This window comes from Paenibacillus sp. OK060, from assembly GCF_900101205.1.
Taxonomy (GTDB): Bacteria; Bacillota; Bacilli; order Paenibacillales; family Paenibacillaceae; genus Paenibacillus; species Paenibacillus marchantiae.
The window spans coordinates 456,664-480,115 of record NZ_FNFR01000001.1 but is presented as its reverse complement, the minus strand read 5'-3'; the positions used below and the strand labels follow the sequence as shown (position 1 = coordinate 480,115).

The window sequence follows — 23,452 nt, the reverse complement described above, 5'->3', positions numbered from 1 at the left end:
CGCCATTCCAAAGTTTCAAATAACGTTTCTGTATTCGCGAGGTCCATTCCCCTTAGAGAGCTCTTATCTTAGGGAAATGGACCTCGCGAACAACTAACAAAATTACTTATTGCCTTCGTTAAAATATGTTATTTCATGTCCATCTATTAGTCTTCTTAATCCATCTTTATAATAAGGCATTAATTGTTCAGCCCTCTCTATATCAATCCAAGCTATTTGAGAAATTTCATTAGGTCTAACTATTTCTTCATTCCCACCGATTACCTCACCTTTAAATGTTATAAATATTACATGTTCTTCTTTTTTCGGAAATTTACATTCATTTACTGCCACTATTCCATGAACTTTAATATCTAGTCCAGTTTCTTCTTTAGCTTCCCTTATTGCTGCTTGCTCTAATGCTTCTTCTCTTTCAACAGCCCCGCCTGGAAGTGACCATCGGTCACTAGAATCATCTACATTCCTTACCATTAATATTTTGGAATTGGTTGGGTCAGTAATTAAGGAATAAGCTACATCGACTCTGATCATTATGTTTGGCTTCCCTTCTGATTTAGATCTGAATATCTTTCACATAACCTCTTGTATTCACGAAACGACCCAGCCTTAGATAGCTCTTATCTTAAGCTGGGTCGTTTGTTGTCTGAGTGTTCTTCCATGATTATACATCTGATAACCAAGGGTGGTAGCCCCGCAACATGAATACATTGTTATGCGCCGTTACTGTCTTCGAAGCATCACCTAGAAACCTTTGATCAAGATTCCAACTCTATTTTTTACTTTGGTATAAAAACTCAACTTCACTATCTAGCAAATATCGATATTCAAATAATTGCATTGTTCTTTCCCTAATTCTCTCCCGTATAACCGTGCCTAGGCTTACCGATCCTTTTGATCCAAGGTAACCATTATTAATAAATGTCTTCTCTACAAATTTTGTTTCCCTTAAGTGATACTGTAACCATTCTTTCTGCGATTCGATTAGTGCTTCTCTTGGTTCTCTATCCAACTTAGAAAGAAGCTTTTTATATATTTGATTCAACTCTTCATCCCAAATTTCTGTATATTTGCTTTCCAACGCTCCCCATCCCATTGTTGTAATAATCTCTTTGGAATTTTGAAATTCATTAAATTCTAATTCATAATCATGATCTATAGGATTTCGAAGCATTTCATCATAAAATTCTCCTTTCAAATCGTAATTCCCAATTCTCATGGATAACACTTCATTGTTAGAAGGCTCTGATCGACCTTCAGTTATTTCTTTCGATTCTGTTCCATTACCTTTACTCTCTACATCAGGAGGCAGTTCAGAATTCATTATTGATTTAGTTTCGCTATTCAAAGTAGTCGATTGACTAATATTTTGACAAGATGAAAACATTATCGTAATAAAAAATAAGAAGAGTATCTTACCTTTCATAAATTATCTCCTTAAAGATTATCTTTAATATTTACCGGTAATGGTGCATAACGTTGTTGTATTCACGAACCCGAGAGGCTTAAGGTCCGCTAAGACCGGGTGGCTCAGCCACTTAGCCTCGCAGGGTTGTCTGCTGAATCCACTTCTCCGAAATGCGCCTTGCAGACCAAAGACCCATCAGGGGCCGCAGCGTGAATACGGTGTTGTCTATTTAGCATTTCCCTTTTAATAAATGCATTAATAAATGGATTATAGCTATTTCAGTTATAAAGAACTGCATATCCGCATTGATATTTGAACAAGGTTTTCTCTTATTTCTGATCTGCTATTCCAACTTCGACTATCCCCTTCGACACCACTTAAATCATCACCGCCATACAAGATAACACCTAATTTTACATTTCTAAATTGTGAAACAGCCATAAATGCTGCTGCTTCCATTTCTACAGTTACACACCCTTCTGCTTTCCGCAACTCAACCTTTTCTTTAGTCTCTCTATAAAATGAATCTGTCGTCCAAGTTTTGGCCTTAATATACCTTATATTATGTATATTAAAATCGTCCTCTATGAATTTTAATACCTCTAGATTACATTCAACTTCTCTTGATGGCTTAATGTAATGGTATGATACTCCTTCATCTCTCACTGCCGAAACTGGTACTATTACATGTCCAACAGCAATGTCTTTCTGTAATACACCTGCACCACCACAAACTATAAATTTCTGAAAACCATAGGCTATCAGTTCTTCTAAGAATCCTGCTGAACCTGCAGCTCCTAAATACCCCAAAGTAATATGTACTTTTTTTCCTTGATAATATGTTTCATATATTGGCAAATCTACAGTCTCGCAATGTAGAGATGCAACTTCTTTCAACTTTCCCTCCGTTTTCATTTTTTCAATTACATCTCGAAAAAATGTTATTACACAGTATTCAAATTCTTCTTTTGGCTTGATAAAATTAGTTGCCTCTATTATTGCAACTCGCGATTCATCAAATTCCAATATCGGGAATTCATTACTATCGATTTTTCTGCTTTCCATCTCGACTTACCTCCAAAGTAATTTAAATTTTTTTTATTATTTCTTTGCAGCTATTACATATAACGTTCCAGTATTCACGACGTCCGACGGAGTCGGAAGTGTCCGCCTGCTCCTGCTTCCCTGAAATCCCTCAGCCGCACCGAGGGCGTATGCCCGATGTGTGAATATTATGTTAAGTGGAGTTACGAACCTCTTTGAATTGCTGTCTAGGTATTAATTGTCTTTGTATATGTTTTTACTGAATCCGGAAAAGCTCCTTTAGACTCTGCTTCTTTACTTTCATCACTTATCTGTCTCGCAATTATCTCCAATCCATCAAAACATGCATTTTCTTTGTACCAATCAATTAATTCAAATAAAGATACACTTTCTTGCACCTCCTTATCTTCATAATGCGATACAATTGTTATTGTAAATGCCGGGACTAGAGCATCCGCCTTCAGGTAATACATAAAATTTTTACCTGTGTAGTGCTTCATAAGGTATATCTCAATTTCTTTCTCAAGAAAAGAAAACACTTCAATCAATTGATCTGATGATATTCTATTATTCTTTATAAGTCTATTGAATCCATGGATGTACACGTAATTATAATTTGCTTCATTTCTGGTAAGATTAGGGTCATTAGAAAATAAAAAAGTTGGACAAGTTATTATTGAAGTAACCTCTCGATAAGCCTTCTGAGCATATTTATCTAAATATTCTAAAATCAAGTACTTTCCCTCTCTTCAGTAATTTCACTTAACGTTTCCGTATTCACGAACCCGAGAACCTTAAGGCAGCTTCAACTGCCGGCCGCGATGCGGTTAGGTTCGCAGGGTTGTTCGCCTGATTTCACATTCAGCTTCTTCCTCATCGGGCGAACCAAGGGCCGTCAGGCCGCAGCGTGAATATATTGTTATGCGATTCCCCGTCTTCCTTGAAATACCTCAATTTAATCTTTTAATTTACTCTTTAAACTTTCATCAGATAATATGAAGAGAATTGAGAGATCATTCATAGATTTGATTTGTACAAAATTGTCGTTTTTTAGATCTTTATTGAGCCCTGTAACATGAATCTTTCCTTTATTATTGGGATCACTTGGGTTATAAATAAATGAAACCTCATAATCGATATAGCCTTTTCGATATACGTAAGAATACAAATCTTCTTTATTAGTACCATCTTGATAAATGAAATATTGTCCTACTTCTCCAGTATCTCGCGCTTTCGCTAACCATTGATTGACCTTTTCTGCATGTTCCGCTTCTACTGCGTTCAACTTGTAATTGATAACACTATCCATCTCACTTGCCAAATCCTTTTTTTGTTGCTCTTTTTGTATTGAACATCCCGTGAGGATCAGTATAAAAGATAAAATAAGAAATAGGTTTTTCATTATTCCTCCTTCAGACTTATAAATATGTTTTACTGGGTTTCGCATAACGTTTCTGTATTCATGAACCCCAAAGGGGTTGTCTGCCGAAATGCCTCCTCGAAATCCATCTAGCAGACCAAGGCTCCATCGGAGCCAAAGCATGAATATTATGTTATACGAAGCACTTCGCTTCATTGAACTGCATTCAAAATCTCAATGACTAAAATAGCTTCTTCTTTATAACCTTCAAGATCGTTTAGTTTAATCCATTCAGGTTCATGATCTCTAAATTGATAGAATCTAATCACCACATCTTCTCCTTCGATTGTAGAACTTAAAATTAAAATAAAGTCTTTTTCAGGGTAGTTCAACTTTATATTCTCTCTCCAATTCGAAATGAGTTTTATTCCAGTCCTTAAATCCTCTATATGATAATGATTAATTGAGGCTTCTAAATCTGTTCGATCTTGATAAATGGTTTCTTCAATAGAATCTGTCTCTCTTAAACTTGAAGCATCAACTAAAATGCAATCGTCCCATTCATGAAAAGTAGGGTTAAATAAATTCGAACTGATCGATTCCTTTGATTTAGCAAGCTCATTCAATAAATTTCTCATCGCCTTATTTGTTTTCATGTTTTCCTGCTTTCGAAGTGTTCCGTATAACATCTAATTTATGTACTTCATAAACAACACACAATCAAGCCAATTTCTGAACTACATACATAATAAACCATATTGTTCCATTTGCGAAGGTACTACAACAAACAAAAGAGCGGCCTTTACATCAGGCCGCTCTCCACCTACATATTCTATTACTATCTTAAATAAAACCCTTTACTTCCCACCACTGCTCCATACCACTCTCTCACTCATTGCCTTATGCTGTGCAATTAAGCAGAGTTCTGCCGCTTTAAACGCATGCTCCTGTGTCATCGCATTCTCTGTTCGATCCAGACAATCCCGGATCAGTTCACCGAAGAATGGATAACCGACCTGTCCTTTGACGCTATAACGGTATTCCCCTTCGTGGTTAACCAAGTACACCTGATCGCCCTCAGCCTCTCTGGCCACGTCGATATACTTACGCAGCTCAATGTATCCGTCCGTTCCCAAAATAACCGTTCGCCCATCGCCCCATGTACCCAGACCATCCGGTGTAAACCAGTCTACGCGGAAGTAACCGGAAGCCCCGTTGTTGCCGATAAGTGATGCTTCGCCAAAGTCCTCTAGTTCTGGGAATTGTGGATGATTGAAATTGTTCACCCGACTGAAGGCCACTTCTGCATCTGTACATGAAGCAAAGGTCAGAAACTGCTCGATCTGATGACTTCCAATATCACAGAGGATGCCGCCATACTTTTCATGCTGGAAGAACCATTCAGGCCGACCACCCGCATTCAATCGATGCGGCCCCGTCCCCATAACCTGTACAACCTTGCCAATGGCTCCCTGTTCGATCAGTTGTCCGGCGTAGACCGCACTTTCCACGTGCAGACGCTCACTGTAATAGACCATATACTTCTTCCCAGTGCGTTTAACCTCTTCACGCGCAAGGGCCAGTTGATCCAGTGTGGTAAAGGGGGCTTTGTCCGTAAAATAATCTTTGCCTGCGGCCATGACTCTCATGCCGAGTGGCGCACGCTCCGATGTAATGGCTGCTCCGGCTACGAGCTGCACTTCATCATCAGCAAGTACCTCCGCTTCAGATGCCGCGATCTGTGCCTGCGGGAACTGTTTCCGAAAAGCCTCGACTTTAGCTGGGTCAGGATCATATACCCATTTGAGCGTTGCCCCAGCCTCCACCAGCCCGCCAACCATACCGTAGATATGTCCATGGTCCAACGCCACAGCAGCAATGGTAAACTCACCTGGACCGCATACGATCTCTTTTTTCAGACTCTTTGGTGCATAAAACATGCCGTCTTTAGCCATACCTTCTCCACCTTTCCAATTCAATTGGATTTTCCGTTTATCGGTTCAGTTATCCTGTACACGCCTTAAGTTCAGCCTGGTGTATAAGTTCCACTTACTTAAATGTCTTTGACAGATCAGCAGGTTGACTGCCACTCTCTGCCTTGTCTTTCTTTGTATTTGAACTGGCAATCCGCTGCTGCAAATGCTCATAGAACAAATCCTCATCGATCGGCAGATCTACCCAGTTATCGGTCCAGGTTGACAACAACATGGCATTAGACAATGTTAAACCATGGATACCCTCTTCACCGGGAGCAATGAGCGGTGTCCCGTTCAAGATAGCATCGATCCAGTTGCGAATCAGGCCAGGATGTCCGGTTTCCACACCGGTAATCGGCACCTCGCATTTCCAGCATTCCGGCTGTCCAAATCCTCCGGTAAATCTCTGATTGAATTCAGGCTCGGGTTCACGAAGACGCCAAAAGGTCAACTGACCATCTTCAATGACAATTTTCCCACGATCCCCATTGACCTCGAATCGGTTGGTGCCTGGTGCTTCCCCCGTTGTGGTCACGAATACACCTGTTGCTCCATTTTCATATTCGACATATGCCGTTACATCATCTTCCACTTCAATGTTCCGGTATTTGCCGAATGAACAGAAGGCACGCATACGCACCGGCATCATGCCGATGGTCCATTGCCACAGGTCCAGTTGATGAGGGTCTTGGTTGATCAGGACACCGCCCCCTTCACCAGCCCACGTTGCCCGCCAGCCGCCTGAATCATAATAGCTCTGAGAGCGATACCAGTTCGTAATAATCCAGTTGGTACGCCGTACCTCACCCAGTTCTCCCGAGGCAATTAGATCTTTTAGTTTGATATATAAAGGGTTGGTTCGCTGGTTATACATCATGGAAAACACTTTGCCGCTGGTAGCCGCGGCTTCATTCATCTTGCGTACCTGTTTGGTGTATACTCCGGCAGGTTTCTCAATCATGACATGCAAACCATTCTGAAAAGCCTGAATGGCCTTTTCGGGATGGTCATAATGCGGGGTTGCTATAATTACCGCATCAATCGTCCCTGATGACATCATCTGCTCCGCATCCTGCCAATAGGTGACTGAAGCCGGAAGATTGCTGGATACCCAGCTCTCCATTTCTTGTCTCACATCACACACAGCCACCAGTTCTGCACCAGGTACCTCTCCTGCTACCAACGTTCTGGCATGGGCTGCACCCATATTCCCAATTCCAATAACGGCTACTCGAACCAAACTCATACCTGTACCTCCTCGTCCACACGACGTTCAATTTCGGCAAAAACATCTGCAAAATGCTGTAACATCGCCTTCGATTGCAAGACCCCGCTAAAATCCTCAATCCCGTAATATCCATCATACCCAACGGATTTAAGGTCACGGAATACTTGCAACCAGTTCACCACGCCTTCAGTCAAGGGGGCCCACTGACAATGCCAGTTTGATGTTAGCAAGATTTCTGTATTTTGTTCATTCACACTGGAATTCGAATTCTTGTTTGATTCATCCTTGAACCAAGCCGCATTCTTCACATGCACATGTGCCAGATAAGGTCCCAGTAATTCCAGTCCCATACGATGGTTCTCATATCCTTCATGGACCATGTTACCTGGATCGTACAATACTCCTACATGCTGTGAATCCAGCGATTGCACGAGCCGATAAGCCAGTGATGCAGTGGGGGCAATCGTTTGGTGATGGGTCTCTACTACAGCTTTTACCTTATACTGTTGGGCCATCTCTTGAACCTCATTCAGATAATGCACAGCTTGTTTGTATAATTCAGGATAACTGGTTTTGCGATCATAGCCGGGAACCCCAACACGCATCATGGATGCCCCTAAGGCTTGTGCCGTTTGAAATGCTTGCTCCGTGGCAAGCAGATCTCCACAGCTCAGATATGGCACCAATGCAATCGACTGTCTGCCATGCTTTTTTGCCGCTTCACAAAATGCAGGTACCTGTTCCTCCCATTGATCCGGATCTATCGAGCAACGATTATGTCTCCAATAAGAAGGTTCTTCGGACAAAGCATCCGCCGGTATTCCACGATATCTCCATTCGATCCCTTCAATGCCTGCTGCGGCTGCAGCAGAAGCCAATTCTTCTGCGGTCAAGTCCGGTGTGGCAACAGTGAATACAGACAATTTCATCAACATTCATCTCCTTATGTAAACGTATTCAATTTATTGTTGTAAACGCATTGTATCATTCATACGAAGGCCACCATAGGGGGCAACGAGAAGAGATGAATGACAGATAAACAGCGGACCATATTCCCCATTCAGAGATAACTTGCAAGTTCCCTTTTGAATGCATACATAACAAAAAGCACCCGAATAACAGAAGATCCTTCTGATTCGAGATGCCTGGTTTGCAACTTCTATTTTACATCATAAAAAACATGTTCCGCCTGCAACTTCCCTAAATGTGTCGTCATGATACCAAAAGAATATTGGGGCTGAAAGCGCCGATCCGTAGGAGAGCCCGGATTAAATATCAGCACATCATTGACCGTATGCATCACTGGAATGTGCGAATGTCCAAAAATCACAGCATCCACCTGCTGTCCTGCAAAAGTGTGGATCGCATTCTGCTCTGTAGACTTCGATCCCAGATGACCATGTACAAGACCAAGACGTAAACCGTCCGCTTCAACGATACGGGAGAACCCGAGTTTTTGACCTATTTCAGGTGGGTCCGTATTACCGGCAACACCTTCAACGGGTGCATAAGCGCTGAGCAGCTTGTGCACACTCCAGTCCGACCAATCCCCCGCATGGAGAATCAGATCAGCATCTGATAGCGCCTCAACCAAGGGATCGGGTAATTTACGTGCTCTTCGAGGTAAATGAGTGTCCGAGATGACAATAATTTTCATAGTACAGCACACCTTCCCTTTCCCTTACATTACGCTTTATTCGGCATGTGTTGGAAGAACTTCAAGTTGGGAACAGGAACGCTCCATATCTTCAAGGGTAATGGATGCGAAAAACTGTTCCACCTTTGCTTCGGCAACCTGATACAAATTGGTCAAAAGGCTATCAATACGAAGGCCAACATCACAATTCGGATTACAGTTACCGTGAATCGGAAACAATGGACCTTCATCCTTGGCAGCCTGATAGATCATGGCTAATGTGATTTCGCTTGACGGCTTGGCAAGGTAAAATCCTCTCGTTCCTGGTGAGGAGTCCACAAGTCCTGCCTTTTTCAACCCGCCGAGAATACGTCTGACCACAACAGGGTTGGTATTCACGCTACCTGCAATCAGTGCCGAAGTGATTCGTTCAGGCGCGCTGAAAGACAACAACAACAAACAATGCACACTGACCGAAAAATGAGTACTCATGATTAACCACCTTTTATTTGAGCATTATAATGCTGATTTCATATCATCCCAGATGTGTAGACTTACTCGGAAAACAGGTCCTGTTCAGGGCGTGCCCGGATTTTTAACTGCCGAACGCTGTACTCCAATTGTTTCACAATATCATCCAGTTGTTTGCGATCAATCTTCGTTGGATCTTCCACTGGCTTCGCCGATGACTTCAGATCCCGAATCGTTAACTGCTGCTCTTGCCACTTGTCCATCAGATCCGCTATATTGGCATAGAAACGTTCGTAATCTTTAATAACCAAATCTAGATAGGCATCCACCTCATCCGGATCATAACCACGAAGTTTATAATTGAATTGTTTTTCATGAATCGATAAAGCGTCGAGCTGCACGCCCAATTGCTTGAACAATTGTCTTTGTTTGTCCAATCTTCGTTTCATATGCTCATCCATATTGACAACCCTCCATTATCAAACGCGCCGCGGTAAGCACAAGAAGATCTTCGATACCGCCGCATTTTCTCTCTATATTTTTTATAACACATTATCCGTCAGATATAAAATCGAACGACCCTCTTTACACATGAAACTGATTGCTTCTTATGAAATTCGGGTAAGGACTGACTACAACCCCATTGCGGGAAAGGAGCATGTCCTTATGAGTACATTAACCAAAGATCAACTTCAAGAGCTGAAAAACGCTCTTTTGGAACAACGTGAAAACCTACAGCGTCATTTTGAATCCAGCATGGAAGACGGTGCTCCAGCCGAGTCCCTGAAAGATTCAACTGGCGAGCTGTCATCATACGATAATCACCCAGCAGATGCTGGTACGGAGACGTTTGAGCGAAGCCGTGACTTGGCGATAGATGATACGTTAACCGACGAGTTCAACCAGGTGAATGAAGCGTTGGAGCGAATCGAACAGGGAACGTATGGCTCATGTGTGACCTGTGGTAAGGATATTCCCTTTGAACGACTCGAAGCGATCCCTTACACAGCCTACTGTATCGATGATACGCCTAACCGCGAGTTAAGCAACGAACGGCCCGTTGAGGAGGAAGTCATGACGATGCCGCCAAGTGGTGCCGGTGAAGTAAGACAGCGCAATGCTGGCAAGTTCGATAACGCTGACGCCTGGGAAGCCGTCGAGGAATATGGCACATCGAACTCCCCCGCAACTGCAGCCAAACGTGACGTGAAAGATTATGATGAAAACATGTAGTTTATGAACGAATTAAGGTCGTTTACGCTTAGATAGGTACATGTCTTTCACCATGCCAAATTACGCATGAAAAAGCCGCCAATGGCGGCTTTTTTTCTTGGTCCAGCATATCATCTTTACACAGACGGAACTTCAATAAAGCCGATGAATATGCTTCGGTTACTCTTCCGCCTGACCACCAGACGAGGATTCCTTCTGCTTTTTAGCAGGTCTTGACGTTTTGGCAGCGGACTTGCCCTTATCGGGTGAAGCCTTCTTTTTCAATTTCCCAGTGGTTCCCGAAGCAGGCTTATTCACCGTATCTTTGGATAGGGAACTGAATAAATGAAAGACCTCTTGGTCCGCATCATGCCTGTCTTTCGTTAAATAGGGTTCACACATCTTCGTAATGTTGTTGTACAACTGCTCTACTTCTTCCCGGCTAGCATACAACGTCATATCTGAGATAAACATACGGTCCCCGTTTTCCGCCTGATTCATGAATCGCCGACGGCTCTGCTCAAACATTTCATTTAACAATTTGAAGGTTTCGGAACGAAATACCTCCTTCAAAGGTGAATTCTCTTCATCTTCGTTACGGAGCTGGATTTCTCCCTTGAAGGGCTCATAATATTTGGCGATGATTCCATTAATTTCACGAGTGGATACGATGGTGAGCAGACCGATTTTCTCCAGTTTTTTCACATGATAATGTACCTTGGCTGGCACTTCGCCCATCTGGTCTGCGATCTCTTTAACCGTAGAGGGTCTACCCTGTTTATTAAACATATTCATGATCTGTATCCGATACGGATCGGAGTAGACCTTGATTTCTTCAATCGTTGAAAGTACTTTGCGCTGCATACCTGTATCCTCATTTCCGGGGTACCTGTTGCCCATCATGTGTATATTATACCGTCCGGACAGGGTTACGGTCAAAACAGGCTAGCGATAACACGTTTGAGGAAGCCTTTTTATAGAACGGTGCGGAAAGTCTTGCTCAGAAGCACCAAAACGGCTGACATGGCAAGCAAAACACCAAACACGATAAATAGAATCGGCAATGCCACCCAATCGGCAAGGGCTCCTGAAACCAAGCTACCTAATGGAGCAACACTCACGACGAGCATAGTTTGAAGGGCATACACTCTGCCAAGCATCTCGGAAGGCGTAACTTCCATGAGATAGGACGCAAGGGGTGTTGTAGCAAGTGGAATCCCCATACCCATCATCAGACAAAAGACAGCAGCAACAGGCAGCTGGTAGGACGTCATGTAAGCCGGGAGTGCGGTCATGGCATAACTGAGCCCCAACATGACAATACCTACAATGACCAGCACACTTTTACGGTAATTCGATCCTCGATGAGACAGCCACAAGCCACTCAGTACCATGCCTGCCACAATCAGCCCACTGAGTAGACTTAATCCTCCCGCTCCGGCGTGCAACGTTTCAATGACATATGGCGTGCGAAGAACATTGAATGGCATCAGACAAAAGTTAACAAAGGCAAACAGAATGGAGACGATCAGTAACAACACATGTTTACGCATAAAATGAAAGGCTTCTGTCATTTCAGAGAATATACTTTTTCTTGCTGGAGGAGAATCAGATGATTCTAATGTTTTATTTTCATTGTTAGATGATGTTTGAGTTTTCGGGTACCCCACACGGCTCATCAGGAGTGCACTTAAAGCAAACAAGCCCGCATCGATCAATATCGTCCACGTGATCCCTGCCGTTGCAATTAACGTTCCCGCCACTGCAAGTCCTGCGAGTTCTGCAACCCGGGTTGCAGATGATGCCATGGCATTACCAGACAGCAGCATTGATTTGGGAAGTAATCGCGGTACAGTGGATACCTCAGCGGGTGACGCGAAACATTCCAGAAGGGAATTCAGAATGGTGATGACGAACAGATGCCAGACTTGCAGCTCACCCAGACCAAATAATAGTGCTGTAATGCCAACAAATAATCCTCGACCAGTATTCGTGAGCACAATCACCTTTTTGGGCGACATGCGATCAACCAGTGCGCCGACAAACAGCCCCAGAAAGATACTTGGCAAAAAGTTAACTGCCAGCAGTGTTCCCATCAGCAGCTTTGAACCTGTCAAAATGTACACCATCCAGCTATAGGCAATGGAATCAATCGAATCGCCGAATCTGGATACTACCTTACTCACCATAAACTGCACATATGGTTTAATCCGAATTAATTCCCCGATCCCTTGTTTGCGTGCGACTGTACCTTCGCTCATGATTACTCCGCCTCTCAACGTGAAAATATTTTTAATGTTAATTTTATTTTAACGTATGATATGCGAAAATCAACCCTTTCGTGAAAATATTTTTAACGTTGTGTATATCCCTATAAACACAAAAAAACAGACCGAATGGTCTGTTCTCTTTGCACCAATATTTGCTGCTATGATTCGTAGTTCATGTACTAGTCCTCAGTCTTGAATTGAAATCCGATACTCTCTTCTTCTGCCTCCAGCATCAACTGGTATACCATCTCTGCTTCACTACCCAGCCGTTTCTTGCTGATCTGGTAGTTCGTCCAGGTTAATTCAAGCGGCAGCTCAATCATGCCTGTAAGGCAGTCCCACAAGGCGTCCAGATTTGCACCATAAAAGTCTGGCAGTTCAAGCTTTTGCTTCAATAGCTCATGCAGCTCTGTTGTGCTGGAAAAGTCCTCACCGTTAAGTACTACCCTCTTCATGTCTGTCCTGTCCTTCCTTATTTCAAGCGAGTAAATGATGCATAGTGATCTGTCGTTTTGTAAATCAAGCCGTCACTGGAATACAGGATGCGGTCCGAATTACGGAAACCGGAAGTGTAGTTGATATCCGCTTCACGCCAAGTACGGCCACTCGCTGCTGGAAGCAAGCCTTCCCGGTTGCTAAACACGTCTCCACCGATACTTTTGCCCGGAGCAACCGTAGCGAGGTTGCCTTGAGAAGATACCCAGCCTAGTGCCGTTGCCTGTGCTTTGGTAATGTAGTTGCATGGCAGTTGCCCGTTGGCGCTGAGATAGTTGGCCACACCAGTAAACGTATTGATAATGGTACACGTTGCAGCTGAAGCCTTCTGCTGTCCAACCGGAGCGATCTGTGAACCTGTGAAGAAAACAATCGTCAACATAACCGCGAGCAGAGCCGTAGACAAAAACTTTTTCATAAATTCGCCTCCCAATGACTTAAAATGGATGAACGTTGCCACTATGTAAGTGATATGAGATGTAAATTCTGCCAGGATGTACGTTCTGCTAGATTATAGTGAACAAGCCATCTATTTACTATTTATATCACATCATTTTGGAGGAAAGATCAAATTCAACTGCTATTTTTGTAAAAATATATAAATATAACATTTAAATATAAAAAAAGACTCACATCCCGGGGGATGGAGTCTGCCATTTCGATCATTTCCTATCATCTAACATGCTAGCATGTTAGCTCCTGCTTTAATCCACTAACTGCACCCGTTGACGGGTTCGCGCCGATTCTAGGCATGCATCAATGACACGCATATTCTGAATGGTATTTTGCGGACTGAACGGTAGCGCTTTTCCTTCAAGCACTGCGGCTGCAAAAGTCTCCACCTGCAAAACATAGGAGTTGGATACCGATACACGTTCCTCACGGCTGACGGAATCGGTGTGCACGATAATCTGTGGTGGAATATCACTATTCTCCCAGCCGAACACCTTAGGAAGTTCAATCCGCCCATCGGTACCGAGAATCTCCATCTCGGCTCTTCCAGAGGCCCACATGCCGCAGTCAAACGTTAATGCTACTGAATTGGGAAACTCCACAAGTCCTGAAGCCATCATATCGACGCCATCATGTTCTTCCGAAAAAAGAGCGTGTACCGTTACCGCTTCCGGCTCCTGCCCCAGATACATGCGGGCTGCCGAGATTGGATATACGCCAAGATCAAATAATGATCCTCCGCCCATCTCCCTTTTGAACCTTACATTGTCTTTATCCTCAGCGGTATTGCAGGTGAAATTGCCATGGAGGGCTCTGACCGTACCAATCTCTCCACTGGCTATTATCTCTTGCACACGTCTGTGCTTTGGATGGTATCGATACATGATGGCTTCTGCAAACAGTACGCCGTGCTGTTGACATACCTCAATCATTTCCGCCGCTTCTTCTGAATTCAGAGCAGCCGGTTTCTCACATAATACATGTTTTCCAGCCTGAGCAGCCTTAATCGTCCACTCCTTATGCATATGGTTCGGCAGAGGAATATACACAGCTTCAATATCCGGGTCCGCAATGAGTTCATCATAGCTGCCATACGCTCTGGCAATGTCGAGTTCATTCGCAAGAGCTTCCGCCTTCTCCTTGCTGCGGCTGGCTATCGCCAAGACCTCACCCCGTTCGGATTGTTGAATCGCCGGAATGACTGCATTTTTCGCGATTGTGGATGTACCAAGTACTCCCCACTGTAAGTGTCTGTCCATGCTTATCTTCCTTTCACTCCGTAATTGTCCTCTTCTGCCTTGTGTAACATGCCGAGACAACGATCGAGATCGGCCTTAACCTGTTTTTTATATAATTCAGCTTTCTCCGCACCATCATCCGTGAAGTGATATAAAACGATTTCCTGAAAATCGACTTTGGGATCACTGCCCTTCAGCTTCTTTGTCCGATAAAAGACACCCTGTTGAACCAATTCATGCAGCGCCCGGTATATCTCGCTCTGGGGTGGTACATAACCGTAGGCTTTGAATTCCTGCTTCATTGCCTCCAGCATTTCATAGCCGTATCCCCTATGCTGTTCAACCATCGTAATCAGATACAGCTTAATAAATGCCCGCTGCGCAATCATAAAAGCCACGTTCATTCCCCTCCTGTCAGCTCTATATATCTAGTATTATAAAACTTATGTTCCCCTTCTGCCATCTTTATCCGTCCTTCTCCCTTTAATCCATGGGCGTTGGAAGGCAAGAAGGAGAAATGGATAGGCAGAAACGTAAGGTAGAGCGGGATTTGAAGTTTTCTGTTATGAATTTTTCAGGTAATGAAATTTTAAAATTTATTTCAAAAGTGTTCGTCGTGGTATTGGCGTCACTTTTTTTTCAGGTTACTGCCTTCATTTTTATCGGTCCTCTTTATCGGCCTTCAACTCACTGTTGTTCTGAATTTTTCATATAATGATGTATTCACCTTTTAATCAGGTTTGGACTTCGGTACAGTTCCCACAATCCACTTGCCCCAGCTTACGCGAGAGATGAGCCATGTGAGTACGCAGGATAACGTAAGCGCCAGGAGCCAGGTGATGATCATGCGCACTACGGGGTTTAAACCCAATGCCACATAAAACTGTTCATCCGGAATGTAGCTGTAGCGCAACATCAGCATGTGCATCAGGTAGCCCCCGTACGAAACCCCGCCAATCCACGCCAGCAATCGTGTTACTCTGATATTGTGGAGCTTGCCAGCCAGCTGGTACATCACCATGATGGAAGCAATGAGGAATAAGATCATATCCGGCCGGATGAGACTGACTGTATAGAATGTAATCTGTATGCCCTCCGGCTTCTGGAACTCTTGCATTAACTTATATATAAACCGAAGACCAAGGACTATAAACACGGTCCAATATCCCCAGCGCAAACGTTGAATCCACTCATTCCAGCGTTGAACCGATAGCCCGGCTGCCGCACCAAGCACAAAATAAAAAAAGAAATACAGAAAATTTCGATCGGCATAGGTTGTAAAGGCATCGGTCAGCACCGGGACATTCAACCATTCCATGAACCTGGCGATATTTCGCAATTGATCCGCGAGCACAAGGTACACCACACCGGAAATCAGAAGAGCTATTGTGCGCCCCTTCGCCTCATATCGGTTATAGACATAACGGATTGCCCGCAAAAACAGGGGAAACAACAGATAAAACTGAATAAGCATAATAATGTACCAAAAATGCGAGGTCGTCTTACCCGTGATTAATTTTAAACCAAGGTCAGGAATATCCTGCCAACCAAATCCGTTCCAGCCGCGAGGCGCGAGTGTGAAGTAGATCATTGACCAAATAATATAGGGGACGATTACATCGGTTAATCGCTTTTGCATGAAACGTCCATAATTCAACTTGTCTCCTGTATTATAGAAAAGCACCATGCCTGTGATAAAAATAAATAGAGGTACTGCAAATTTGGACAGCATCAGCAGGATGGCGAGCAATACGCCATCTTCCAGTCCCGCTTCTGGGACCAGGGAATAATGTGCTATGGAGTGCTGAAGGACGACCGCCGCAAAAGCAATTCCCCTCAGACTCTCGATTTCTGTAATTCGTTCTTTACGAGGCATAACAGACTGCCTCCTTTCTTGGTTTTGCCATGAAAACGACGTACAATGAAGCCATATATTGATGAACGGGGTGATTCACATCTCAGATACAGACCAAGACATAACTACCATTGACTCCAAATATGTACAACAGCATCTGGCTAACGAGCGGACCTTTCTGGCTTGGGTTCGTACCGGCATTGCCATGGTTGGCATTGGCTTTCTCGCAGCTGGCTTCGGCTTCAGTTCAACGGCCTATGATCGGATGGCCCATATCGCAGCAATCATCATTGGTATTACTTCCTTAGTCAGCGGCATTCTGATCATCCTGTGTTCTGCAGCCGCTTACCACCGAAAACGCAATCAGATTAATTCAAAAACATTCCAGGCATCCACGAAATTAATTCGGTTCCTGACACTGATGTTGCTGGTGATTGGACTGGCCCTGGCCGTATTACTGTATGTATTGTTATTCCCTGCTTGGCAGGTTTAACACCTGAACCTCTGACGTTCATTTATGCATCATACACAGGAACAAAAGCCGGCTTCCTCTAAGGAAACCGGCTGATGACCACCTGGTGGTTCACATATATCATTCCAGTTGAAGAATCCTGTCTTTGGTGATCCGATTTATTATAGAAAAGTATTGTTGCCAAGTCGAGCGGCCTTATCCCGAGCTTCCAATCTTTGATTTTCCATATCGAGATCCGTGCGCTCAACCGTAACATCATCCCGATTGACATCGATTCTGTCCCGGTTCACATAACTGTTATTGCTGAACACGTCATAAACATCCGTGTCCCGATCCGTAGAGTCCACGAGTAGCAGGATTTTACCACTTTGCACGTATTCCTCATACTGTCTTGCATCCTCTTCCGGAATGCCGAGACCCACGAGTCCACCTACAAGTCCGCCTGCTCCTGCACCTACAGCTGCACCCGTAAAGGCTGCGGCAATAGGGCCTGCCGCCAGAATAGGACCGATGCCCGGAATCGCCAATGCTCCAATGCCAGCGAGCAATCCAGCTACTCCACCTAGCACTCCGCCTGTTGCCGCACCTGCAGCTACACCTTCGGGTGCTTTTGTACCCATCTCTTCGCGAATGGCCTTCAGTTCATCCCGATCCTGTGTAACTACCGAGATTTCATCTGAAGTAAATCCTTGCGCTTTCAGTCCCTCGATTGCGGATGATGCCTCACGTTCTGTATTAAACACACCTACGATTTTCTTCTGCATAGTGAATCCCTCCTCATCTAATTGAGTGGTTCGCTATGTTATTACCCGCCTTGTTGTCTTTCAAACGCTTCCACCGCAATATCATATCCTTGAAGGCCTAGGAGGATGGTTGACCATTGATATGCGGCGAGTCACCGCGCTAGGGCCTGCACGTGGTTCGTTAGTGCTCAAGACGCCTAATCTGCCGATCGCATACTCGCCCATTCAGAGCACGTTCAGACTCAACTTCCAGACCGAGGCTGGCAAACACATTCTAGCTAAACTCGTGGTTTAGCCCGGTTAGTCGCTATCGCTTCGAGGGGATCATCCGGCCAATAATGCTTGGGATAACGACCTTTCAAGTCTTTCTTGACCTCAAAATAAGTTTCCCGCCAAAAGTTCGCCAGATCTCGTGTGACCTGTACAGGCCGCTGCGCCGGGGAAAGCAAGTGTATGGTCAGTGGTACTCGACCACCGCCAATACGCGGGGTCTCCTGCTGTCCAAACATCTCCTGCAGTCTCACCGCGAGCGTAGGATCTTCAGGTCGGCTATAGTCCACCGGAATACGTGAACCACTAGGCACCTGAATATGTGTAGGCGCTTCACGATCCAATTGCTGTCGCTGTTCCCAGCTCAGTCCGCCGAGCAGCACATCCTGCATCGACAATCTCTTGAGATCCGCAGCAGATCGCATGCCTGTTAGAAAAGGGCTGAGATGTTCTGCCAGTTCTTCGGTCAGATGATCTTCGATGAGATCAGGCCATTCTGGCAAATGATGATGTAAAAAGCGCATCCTGTCCGCCAGCTGTCGTGATGATTTTGTCCAAGGCAAACAATCCAGCCCTTCGATACGTATTCCCGAGAGTAATGCTTCGAGCACCTGATCTTCGGGTGGCTGTGCAATGCCGCTCTCTTTCAACGTAATGGCTCCAATTCGCAGCCTTCTATGTGCCCGCACACTGCGGGTGTTTCGGTCCCAGGCGACCTGAACCTCTTCATGCAGCAGATGTGGACCAAAGTCCAGCAATCTCTTCTCCTGCACTGGCGCAGCCAGCAGGATGCGCGCATCCGCGCCCTGGTCGTCGGCTTCGGCTGCGACCAGATAGGCTGAACGGCTCAGCGATTCTGTCGCTGCGAGCCGTACCCCACGGCCGCTGCTCAGCAGATAGCGGCCGTCCTCCCGGCGTTGCCCGATCCGGTCCGGATAAGCGAAGGACAGCAGCCATCCGCAGCTGTCCTCATCCGGCCGTACCGGATCGGCCGCCGGGCCGAGCGCCGAGCGCAGCTGGCGGCTCTCCTGGAGCATGCGCCGCACGGCAGCACCGTCTGCGACAGACGCTGCCGCTTGCGGCATGCCGCTGCTGTCCGCAGTCAGCAGCGCTTCCACGCGCGGGCGCAGATCGGTGCCCGCGCCTGCACTGCCACTGCTGCGGAGGCCGGCAGGCTCCTGCAGCAGTGCCGCCAGCATGCTGGCGTAGCTGGCCAGCCCAAGCTCCGCCGCGCGGAGCAGCATGCTGGCCAGTCGCGGATGCACGCCAAGCGTGTTCATCCGCCGCCCGAAGGGCGTGATGCGGCCTGCGTCATCCAGGCCGCCCAGCTGGCGCAGCAGCGCCTGTGCCTGGCCGTAGGCTGCGGCAGGCGGGATGTCTAGCCACTGCAGCTCTGCAGGGGACTGGACACCCCAGGCGGCAAGCTCCAGCGCCAGCGGCGCAAGGTCCGCGGAGGCTATCTCAGGCTTTGCTGCATCAGGCAGCACGCCATGGGCCTCTTCGCTCCATAGCCGGTAACACACGCCCGGAGCAATTCGCCCTGCGCGCCCCCGCCGCTGATCGGCTGACGCCTTGGACACCAGCAGGGTGACGAGCCGACTCATGCCGGTCCGCGGCGAGAATACCGAGGCACGGCTCAGTCCCGCATCCACCACGACTTTAACTCCAGCCAAGGTAAGACTGGATTCAGCAATGGACGTGGACAGTACAACCTTCCGTTTACCTTCATCTGCGGGTCGCACAGCTTCATCCTGCCGTTCTACAGGCATGCTGCCATATAGAGCATGTACCTCAACATGAGCAGGAAGAATGAGGTTTGACAGCTCTCGCTCTGTGCGATGAATTTCTTTTGCGCCCGGTAGGAAAACCAGCACATCCCCTTCCTGTTCTACCAGTGCCTTAACGACGGCCTGAGCTGTAAAAGTCTCGATCTGCTCAGATGCCGGTTTGGATACATATCGGGTTTCCACCGGAAACGTTCGTCCAGGACAGTCAATCCATCTGGTCCCCTCACCAAGCAGCGCACAGACAGGAACAGGGTCCAGCGTGGCCGACATCACCAGCAGTTTCAGATCAGGACGCAGCATGGCCCGGGATTCAAGCGCAAGCGCCAGACCAAGGTCACCATGTAGATGCCGCTCATGAAATTCATCAAAGATAATCATCGCGGTGTCTTCCAGGCCCTGGTCCTGTTGAAGCATCCGGGTCAATACACCCTCCGTCACCACTTCTATGCGAGTAGACTGACTTACACGCGTATCCATCCGCACCCGATACCCTACGGTCTGTCCTGCTTTTTCACCTAGTGAAGCTGCCATTCGTGCAGCTGCCGAGCGAGCGGCGAGTCTGCGGGGCTCCAGCATAATGATTTTCCGTCCAGTAACCCATGGCTCCTCCAGCAGTGCCAGCGGTACTACGGTCGTTTTACCCGCACCCGGCTCCGCAATTAACACACCTGTATCCTTCTCCTGAAATAACTGCCTTAGTTCAGGAATAATCTGTTGTATCGGTAAATCCGTCTTCATCTCATCTCTCCTAATTAATGTTCCACGTGTCTATTCGAATGTTAGCATTATAACAAAAAAAGCCGTTCCAGAGGAACGACTTCATACATACATCCATTTCAACATTTTACATCCTTCCATTTAACTCGCTCACAACGCTGATTGAAAGTAGCTCTATGGATGAATACAAAATGCTCATTTAGCTCAGCAGCGACTCTGCACCGTCAATGACAATTTCCGCACCTGTGATATGTCTGGACTCCGCAGAAGCCAGGAACGCTACCAGATCAGCGACGTGCTCTGGCTGACCCGGTCCGTCCGCAAGCGGTTGCTGGCCTTCCGGGAATTCCATTGGAATGACAATTTGCTGCAACTCATCCGTTTTGACCGTACTTTGGTCAATATTCGTTGCAATCGCTCCAGGACAGATGACATTGACACGAATCTTGAACTTCGCCAATTCCAGCGCAGCCATCTTCGCAAAAGCAACCTGCCCCGCCTTAGATGTACTGTACGCCGACATGCCGAAGCTGGAGAAGCGCTGATTACCGTTAATGGAGCTCGTGATAATGATACTGCCGCCACCACGTTTCTTCATATGAGGCAGTGCATATTTGATCGTAAAAAAAGTCCCGTTCAGATTCGTCGTAATAATCTGCTGCCAATCCTCAACCTGAATTTCCTCAATTGGTGCCGATACGCCATTAATACCTGCGTTGGCAAAAACGATATCCAGACCGCCGAACAATTCGATGGTCTCCAGGACTGCTTTTTCCACCCGTGCAGGATCGGAAATATCTACATCGAAAGCTCTTGCCGCACCTGCACGCAGCTTATTAATTTCGGCTTCCGTCTCCGAAATCCGATCATTAACCAGATCAAGCAGCGCAACATGTGCTCCCTCACTCGCCAGTTTGAGCGCTGCCGCTTTGCCAATTCCCGAACCAGCACCAGTAATAATGGCGACTTTGCCTTCGAACCGTGACTTGCCGTTATGTTGTGTCATTATCCATTCCACTCCTTCTCGCTCAGTAATTATGTAAGAATGTACGTTCATGCAATATCTGTAAGTAGATTCTTCACAAGATTACCCAAAAAGAGTGTCTTTTAAATCAATACGGACAAGTTTTTTCGTAGGTGATGCTCACCATTTTTAGCAGCATGATTAGATCATCCTGTAATGCTTCACCCGATCTCACCATTCCAGCTCAATGAAAGCGGCATCATCTTCAAGCCCACCCGTATGACTGGCATCCAGCAGTACCTGGATGTGCTCATCCGGTATATAAGCCTGAATCGCATCTAGGTCATTCAGGCCATCCGTGTACAGTTGAAGACGAACTACTTCATTGGCAGACAGTTTAGCCTCATAGATATGCGGTTTGCCACCAACCGGACCCTCCAGTGTAGACCAACGTTCATTCGTAAGGCAGTTCACCTGAAATGCTGCCGATTCCTCCTGACCGTTACGCCAAAGACGGATGCGGGAGTCCCCCTGCCAGGCTAGCCACACCTTGCTTTTTCGATTGCCTGCCGTGAGCTCGATGCGTCCACACACATACATGGCCTGACTTCCCTTGCTCCGCTTCTCCATCAGAACTTCCCGCAGCAGTACAGGCGAATTTTCCAAAGGTTGCAACTTCTCCAGCTGTTCGGATGCCGGACTGGTCAAATCATGAAGCAGACGTTCCATAACATCCAAAGAAGGATGCTGAGTCGTTTCCAGCCACTCCAACAAGGCGTTTCCCAGAAAGCGTGCAGCAAAATCACCAAGGTAACTCATGCCTACCCCATCACATAATACGAAAGTACACACATTACCATTCATGCGAACAGCAGCAAAATCCTGTCCGGTGTCTCCTTGATTAACGGTCTCCGCCGCTCTTCCATAACCGTACCTGCACTTGAATGTACCTTGATAACGGGTCAACGGCTGTTCCCCCGTCTGGACACTCACATAGCGAAAGTTGCTCTGATAATGGTCCGCACGGCTTCCCTTATCTCCAGCAGACAATGTTGCCAAACGCATCGCTCTCATGATTTCCCCTCCTATCTCACAGGCGTAGCAGCGGACATCTGAAACCCGATGGATACCAGTTCTGCACAAGTACCAGGAAGCATCATCAGTGCACCAGGTGAAAGCAAATAATCTGCCTCAACCAGCATTTCACGATAACTTTCCGGCAGAACCGAGGACATATTGCGCAGCTTCTCCCCATGTTCATCCTGAAGGACCGTCTCCTGGGATATTCCCTTCCATCTTCGGGGCTCCGGAATAGGGCCTTCCAGCAGATGATCGGATATAAAAATATTCTCGACGAGTACATTGCCATCAGGCACACTCATACCCATAATTCTTTTGGCAATGGGCTCCGGATCTTCACCTGTAGCTACCCCATCAGTCATATGACATACAAGCGGCGCAGGACAATCTTGCATATTGGGAATTTCAGCCTGTAGAATCTTCTCGGCTTGCAGGAAAGCCTTCGCTGAATCCGAGAATCTTTTCGGCGTTAAGTCCGGCAACGAACCCACAGCAGCAATCTCGTCGATGCCCTTAATCCCGTTCAACAGATCGTACACATCATCGCTGTATGCCAGAATCGCGATCCTGTAACGGGGTGTCAATCGGTTTCCCTTGGTCGAACGAAACACCATTTGGCGAATAGCCAGAGATAAGGCATCATAGACGACATCAATCCGCCGACGGTTGTCCAGAACCATATTCATGGAGGCGCTAATATCAATTAAATAGATAATCAGTGCAGGTGTGCGCTGGGATGCTTGAATTGTGTAGTTCATCTGGGATGTGTCACCTCC

The 23,452-nt window shown here is 46.1% G+C and carries 27 protein-coding genes; 3 read left to right on the top strand and 24 right to left on the bottom strand.

All coding sequences use genetic code 11. The features are described 5' to 3' along the window. Positions 1–102: 102 nt before the first annotated feature. From BLS14_RS02155 to BLS14_RS02100, 12 genes are all read right to left on the bottom strand, one after another. A complete protein-coding gene (locus BLS14_RS02155; protein WP_072732456.1) occupies positions 103–531 on the bottom strand; it encodes an NUDIX hydrolase in 429 nt (142 codons plus the stop codon). A gap of 238 nt (positions 532–769) precedes the next feature. Then, positions 770–1,423 carry a lysozyme inhibitor LprI family protein gene (locus tag BLS14_RS02150; protein WP_072732455.1) on the bottom strand — a complete coding sequence of 218 codons (654 nt, stop codon included), beginning with the start codon at positions 1,421–1,423 and terminating at the stop codon, positions 770–772. Positions 1,424–1,687: 264 nt separating this feature from the next. Then, a complete protein-coding gene (locus BLS14_RS02145; RefSeq protein ID WP_090949197.1) occupies positions 1,688–2,470 on the bottom strand; it encodes a nucleoside phosphorylase in 783 nt (260 codons plus the stop codon). 206 nt (positions 2,471–2,676) lie between these two features. Then, complete coding sequence (locus BLS14_RS02140; protein WP_072732453.1) at positions 2,677–3,183, bottom strand: hypothetical protein; 507 nt, start codon at positions 3,181–3,183, stop codon at positions 2,677–2,679. A 221-nt stretch (positions 3,184–3,404) separates the two neighbouring features. Next, positions 3,405–3,992: a hypothetical protein gene (locus BLS14_RS02135; RefSeq protein WP_176854275.1), complete on the bottom strand. Its 588-nt coding sequence runs from the start codon at positions 3,990–3,992 to the stop codon at positions 3,405–3,407. Positions 3,993–4,021: 29 nt separating this feature from the next. Further along, entirely contained in the window at positions 4,022–4,465 is a 444-nt protein-coding gene (locus BLS14_RS02130; RefSeq protein WP_072732452.1) for a hypothetical protein, read from the bottom strand. Between the two features lie 201 nt (positions 4,466–4,666). After that, positions 4,667–5,764, bottom strand: a complete 1,098-nt coding sequence (locus tag BLS14_RS02125) for a Gfo/Idh/MocA family protein (protein ID WP_090949192.1) — start codon at positions 5,762–5,764, stop codon at positions 4,667–4,669. Positions 5,765–5,858: 94 nt separating this feature from the next. After that, positions 5,859–7,031 (bottom strand): Gfo/Idh/MocA family protein, encoded by a 1,173-nt coding sequence (locus tag BLS14_RS02120; protein ID WP_090949190.1) that lies wholly within the window; start codon positions 7,029–7,031, stop codon positions 5,859–5,861. Continuing rightward, the gene (locus tag BLS14_RS02115) at positions 7,028–7,942 is read right to left on the bottom strand and encodes a sugar phosphate isomerase/epimerase family protein (RefSeq protein WP_090949189.1); all 915 of its coding nucleotides are present in this window, start codon (positions 7,940–7,942) and stop codon (positions 7,028–7,030) included. The genes BLS14_RS02120 and BLS14_RS02115 overlap by 4 nt, the downstream gene beginning before the upstream one ends. 230 nt (positions 7,943–8,172) lie before the next feature. Continuing rightward, complete coding sequence (locus tag BLS14_RS02110) at positions 8,173–8,670, bottom strand: metallophosphoesterase family protein (RefSeq protein WP_090949187.1); 498 nt, start codon at positions 8,668–8,670, stop codon at positions 8,173–8,175. Between the two features lie 36 nt (positions 8,671–8,706). Next, positions 8,707–9,141 (bottom strand): Rrf2 family transcriptional regulator, encoded by a 435-nt coding sequence (locus tag BLS14_RS02105; RefSeq protein ID WP_076289587.1) that lies wholly within the window; start codon positions 9,139–9,141, stop codon positions 8,707–8,709. A gap of 62 nt (positions 9,142–9,203) precedes the next feature. Continuing rightward, positions 9,204–9,581: a DivIVA domain-containing protein gene (locus BLS14_RS02100; protein WP_024630343.1), complete on the bottom strand. Its 378-nt coding sequence runs from the start codon at positions 9,579–9,581 to the stop codon at positions 9,204–9,206. A gap of 205 nt (positions 9,582–9,786) precedes the next feature. Between BLS14_RS02100 and BLS14_RS02095 the strand changes: the two genes are divergently transcribed. After that, entirely contained in the window at positions 9,787–10,353 is a 567-nt protein-coding gene (locus BLS14_RS02095) for a TraR/DksA C4-type zinc finger protein (protein ID WP_076289586.1), read from the top strand. Between the two features lie 159 nt (positions 10,354–10,512). Here the strand turns inward: BLS14_RS02095 and BLS14_RS02090 are convergent, their stop codons facing one another. The 7 genes from BLS14_RS02090 to BLS14_RS02060 all read right to left on the bottom strand — a co-directional run bounded on the left by BLS14_RS02090 (position 10,513) and on the right by BLS14_RS02060 (position 16,664). Further along, the gene (locus tag BLS14_RS02090; protein WP_090949185.1) at positions 10,513–11,196 is read right to left on the bottom strand and encodes an ArsR/SmtB family transcription factor; all 684 of its coding nucleotides are present in this window, start codon (positions 11,194–11,196) and stop codon (positions 10,513–10,515) included. Between the two features lie 110 nt (positions 11,197–11,306). Continuing rightward, positions 11,307–12,593 (bottom strand): MFS transporter, encoded by a 1,287-nt coding sequence (locus tag BLS14_RS02085; RefSeq protein ID WP_090949182.1) that lies wholly within the window; start codon positions 12,591–12,593, stop codon positions 11,307–11,309. 188 nt (positions 12,594–12,781) lie between these two features. Beyond that, positions 12,782–13,057: a barstar family protein gene (locus BLS14_RS02080; RefSeq protein ID WP_090949180.1), complete on the bottom strand. Its 276-nt coding sequence runs from the start codon at positions 13,055–13,057 to the stop codon at positions 12,782–12,784. A 17-nt stretch (positions 13,058–13,074) separates the two neighbouring features. Next, the gene (locus BLS14_RS02075; protein WP_064639004.1) at positions 13,075–13,515 is read right to left on the bottom strand and encodes a ribonuclease; all 441 of its coding nucleotides are present in this window, start codon (positions 13,513–13,515) and stop codon (positions 13,075–13,077) included. A 286-nt stretch (positions 13,516–13,801) separates the two neighbouring features. Next, positions 13,802–14,809, bottom strand: coding sequence for a Gfo/Idh/MocA family protein (locus BLS14_RS02070; RefSeq protein ID WP_090949178.1), 1,008 nt, complete (start codon positions 14,807–14,809; stop codon positions 13,802–13,804). Positions 14,810–14,811: 2 nt separating this feature from the next. After that, positions 14,812–15,186, bottom strand: a complete 375-nt coding sequence (locus tag BLS14_RS02065) for a replication termination protein (protein WP_063563231.1) — start codon at positions 15,184–15,186, stop codon at positions 14,812–14,814. A gap of 332 nt (positions 15,187–15,518) precedes the next feature. After that, entirely contained in the window at positions 15,519–16,664 is a 1,146-nt protein-coding gene (locus tag BLS14_RS02060) for an acyltransferase (RefSeq protein WP_090949176.1), read from the bottom strand. Positions 16,665–16,725: 61 nt separating this feature from the next. Here BLS14_RS02060 and BLS14_RS02055 point away from each other — a divergent pair, with 61 nt between their 5' ends. Then, the gene (locus BLS14_RS02055) at positions 16,726–17,136 is read left to right on the top strand and encodes a YidH family protein (protein ID WP_090949174.1); all 411 of its coding nucleotides are present in this window, start codon (positions 16,726–16,728) and stop codon (positions 17,134–17,136) included. A 140-nt stretch (positions 17,137–17,276) separates the two neighbouring features. Here the strand turns inward: BLS14_RS02055 and BLS14_RS02050 are convergent, their stop codons facing one another. Next, the gene (locus BLS14_RS02050) at positions 17,277–17,879 is read right to left on the bottom strand and encodes a general stress protein (RefSeq protein ID WP_090949173.1); all 603 of its coding nucleotides are present in this window, start codon (positions 17,877–17,879) and stop codon (positions 17,277–17,279) included. Positions 17,880–18,000: 121 nt separating this feature from the next. On the opposite strand from BLS14_RS02050, the gene BLS14_RS32435 reads away from it, so the two are divergent. Then, on the top strand, positions 18,001–18,153 hold the full coding sequence (locus tag BLS14_RS32435; protein ID WP_176854273.1) for a hypothetical protein: 153 nt from the start codon (positions 18,001–18,003) through the stop codon (positions 18,151–18,153). Here the strand turns inward: BLS14_RS32435 and hrpB are convergent. The 4 genes from hrpB to BLS14_RS02030 all read right to left on the bottom strand — a co-directional run bounded on the left by hrpB (position 18,137) and on the right by BLS14_RS02030 (position 23,434). Beyond that, complete coding sequence (gene hrpB, locus BLS14_RS02045) at positions 18,137–20,653, bottom strand: ATP-dependent helicase HrpB (protein WP_090949170.1); 2,517 nt, start codon at positions 20,651–20,653, stop codon at positions 18,137–18,139. The two genes, BLS14_RS32435 and hrpB, sit on opposite strands and share 17 nt — an antisense overlap. A gap of 178 nt (positions 20,654–20,831) precedes the next feature. Continuing rightward, positions 20,832–21,638, bottom strand: a complete 807-nt coding sequence (locus BLS14_RS02040; RefSeq protein ID WP_063566319.1) for an SDR family oxidoreductase — start codon at positions 21,636–21,638, stop codon at positions 20,832–20,834. Between the two features lie 189 nt (positions 21,639–21,827). Continuing rightward, positions 21,828–22,670, bottom strand: coding sequence for a protein phosphatase 2C domain-containing protein (locus tag BLS14_RS02035; protein WP_090949168.1), 843 nt, complete (start codon positions 22,668–22,670; stop codon positions 21,828–21,830). Positions 22,671–22,681: 11 nt separating this feature from the next. Continuing rightward, positions 22,682–23,434 (bottom strand): vWA domain-containing protein, encoded by a 753-nt coding sequence (locus BLS14_RS02030; protein WP_064639011.1) that lies wholly within the window; start codon positions 23,432–23,434, stop codon positions 22,682–22,684. Positions 23,435–23,452: the final 18 nt, after the last annotated feature.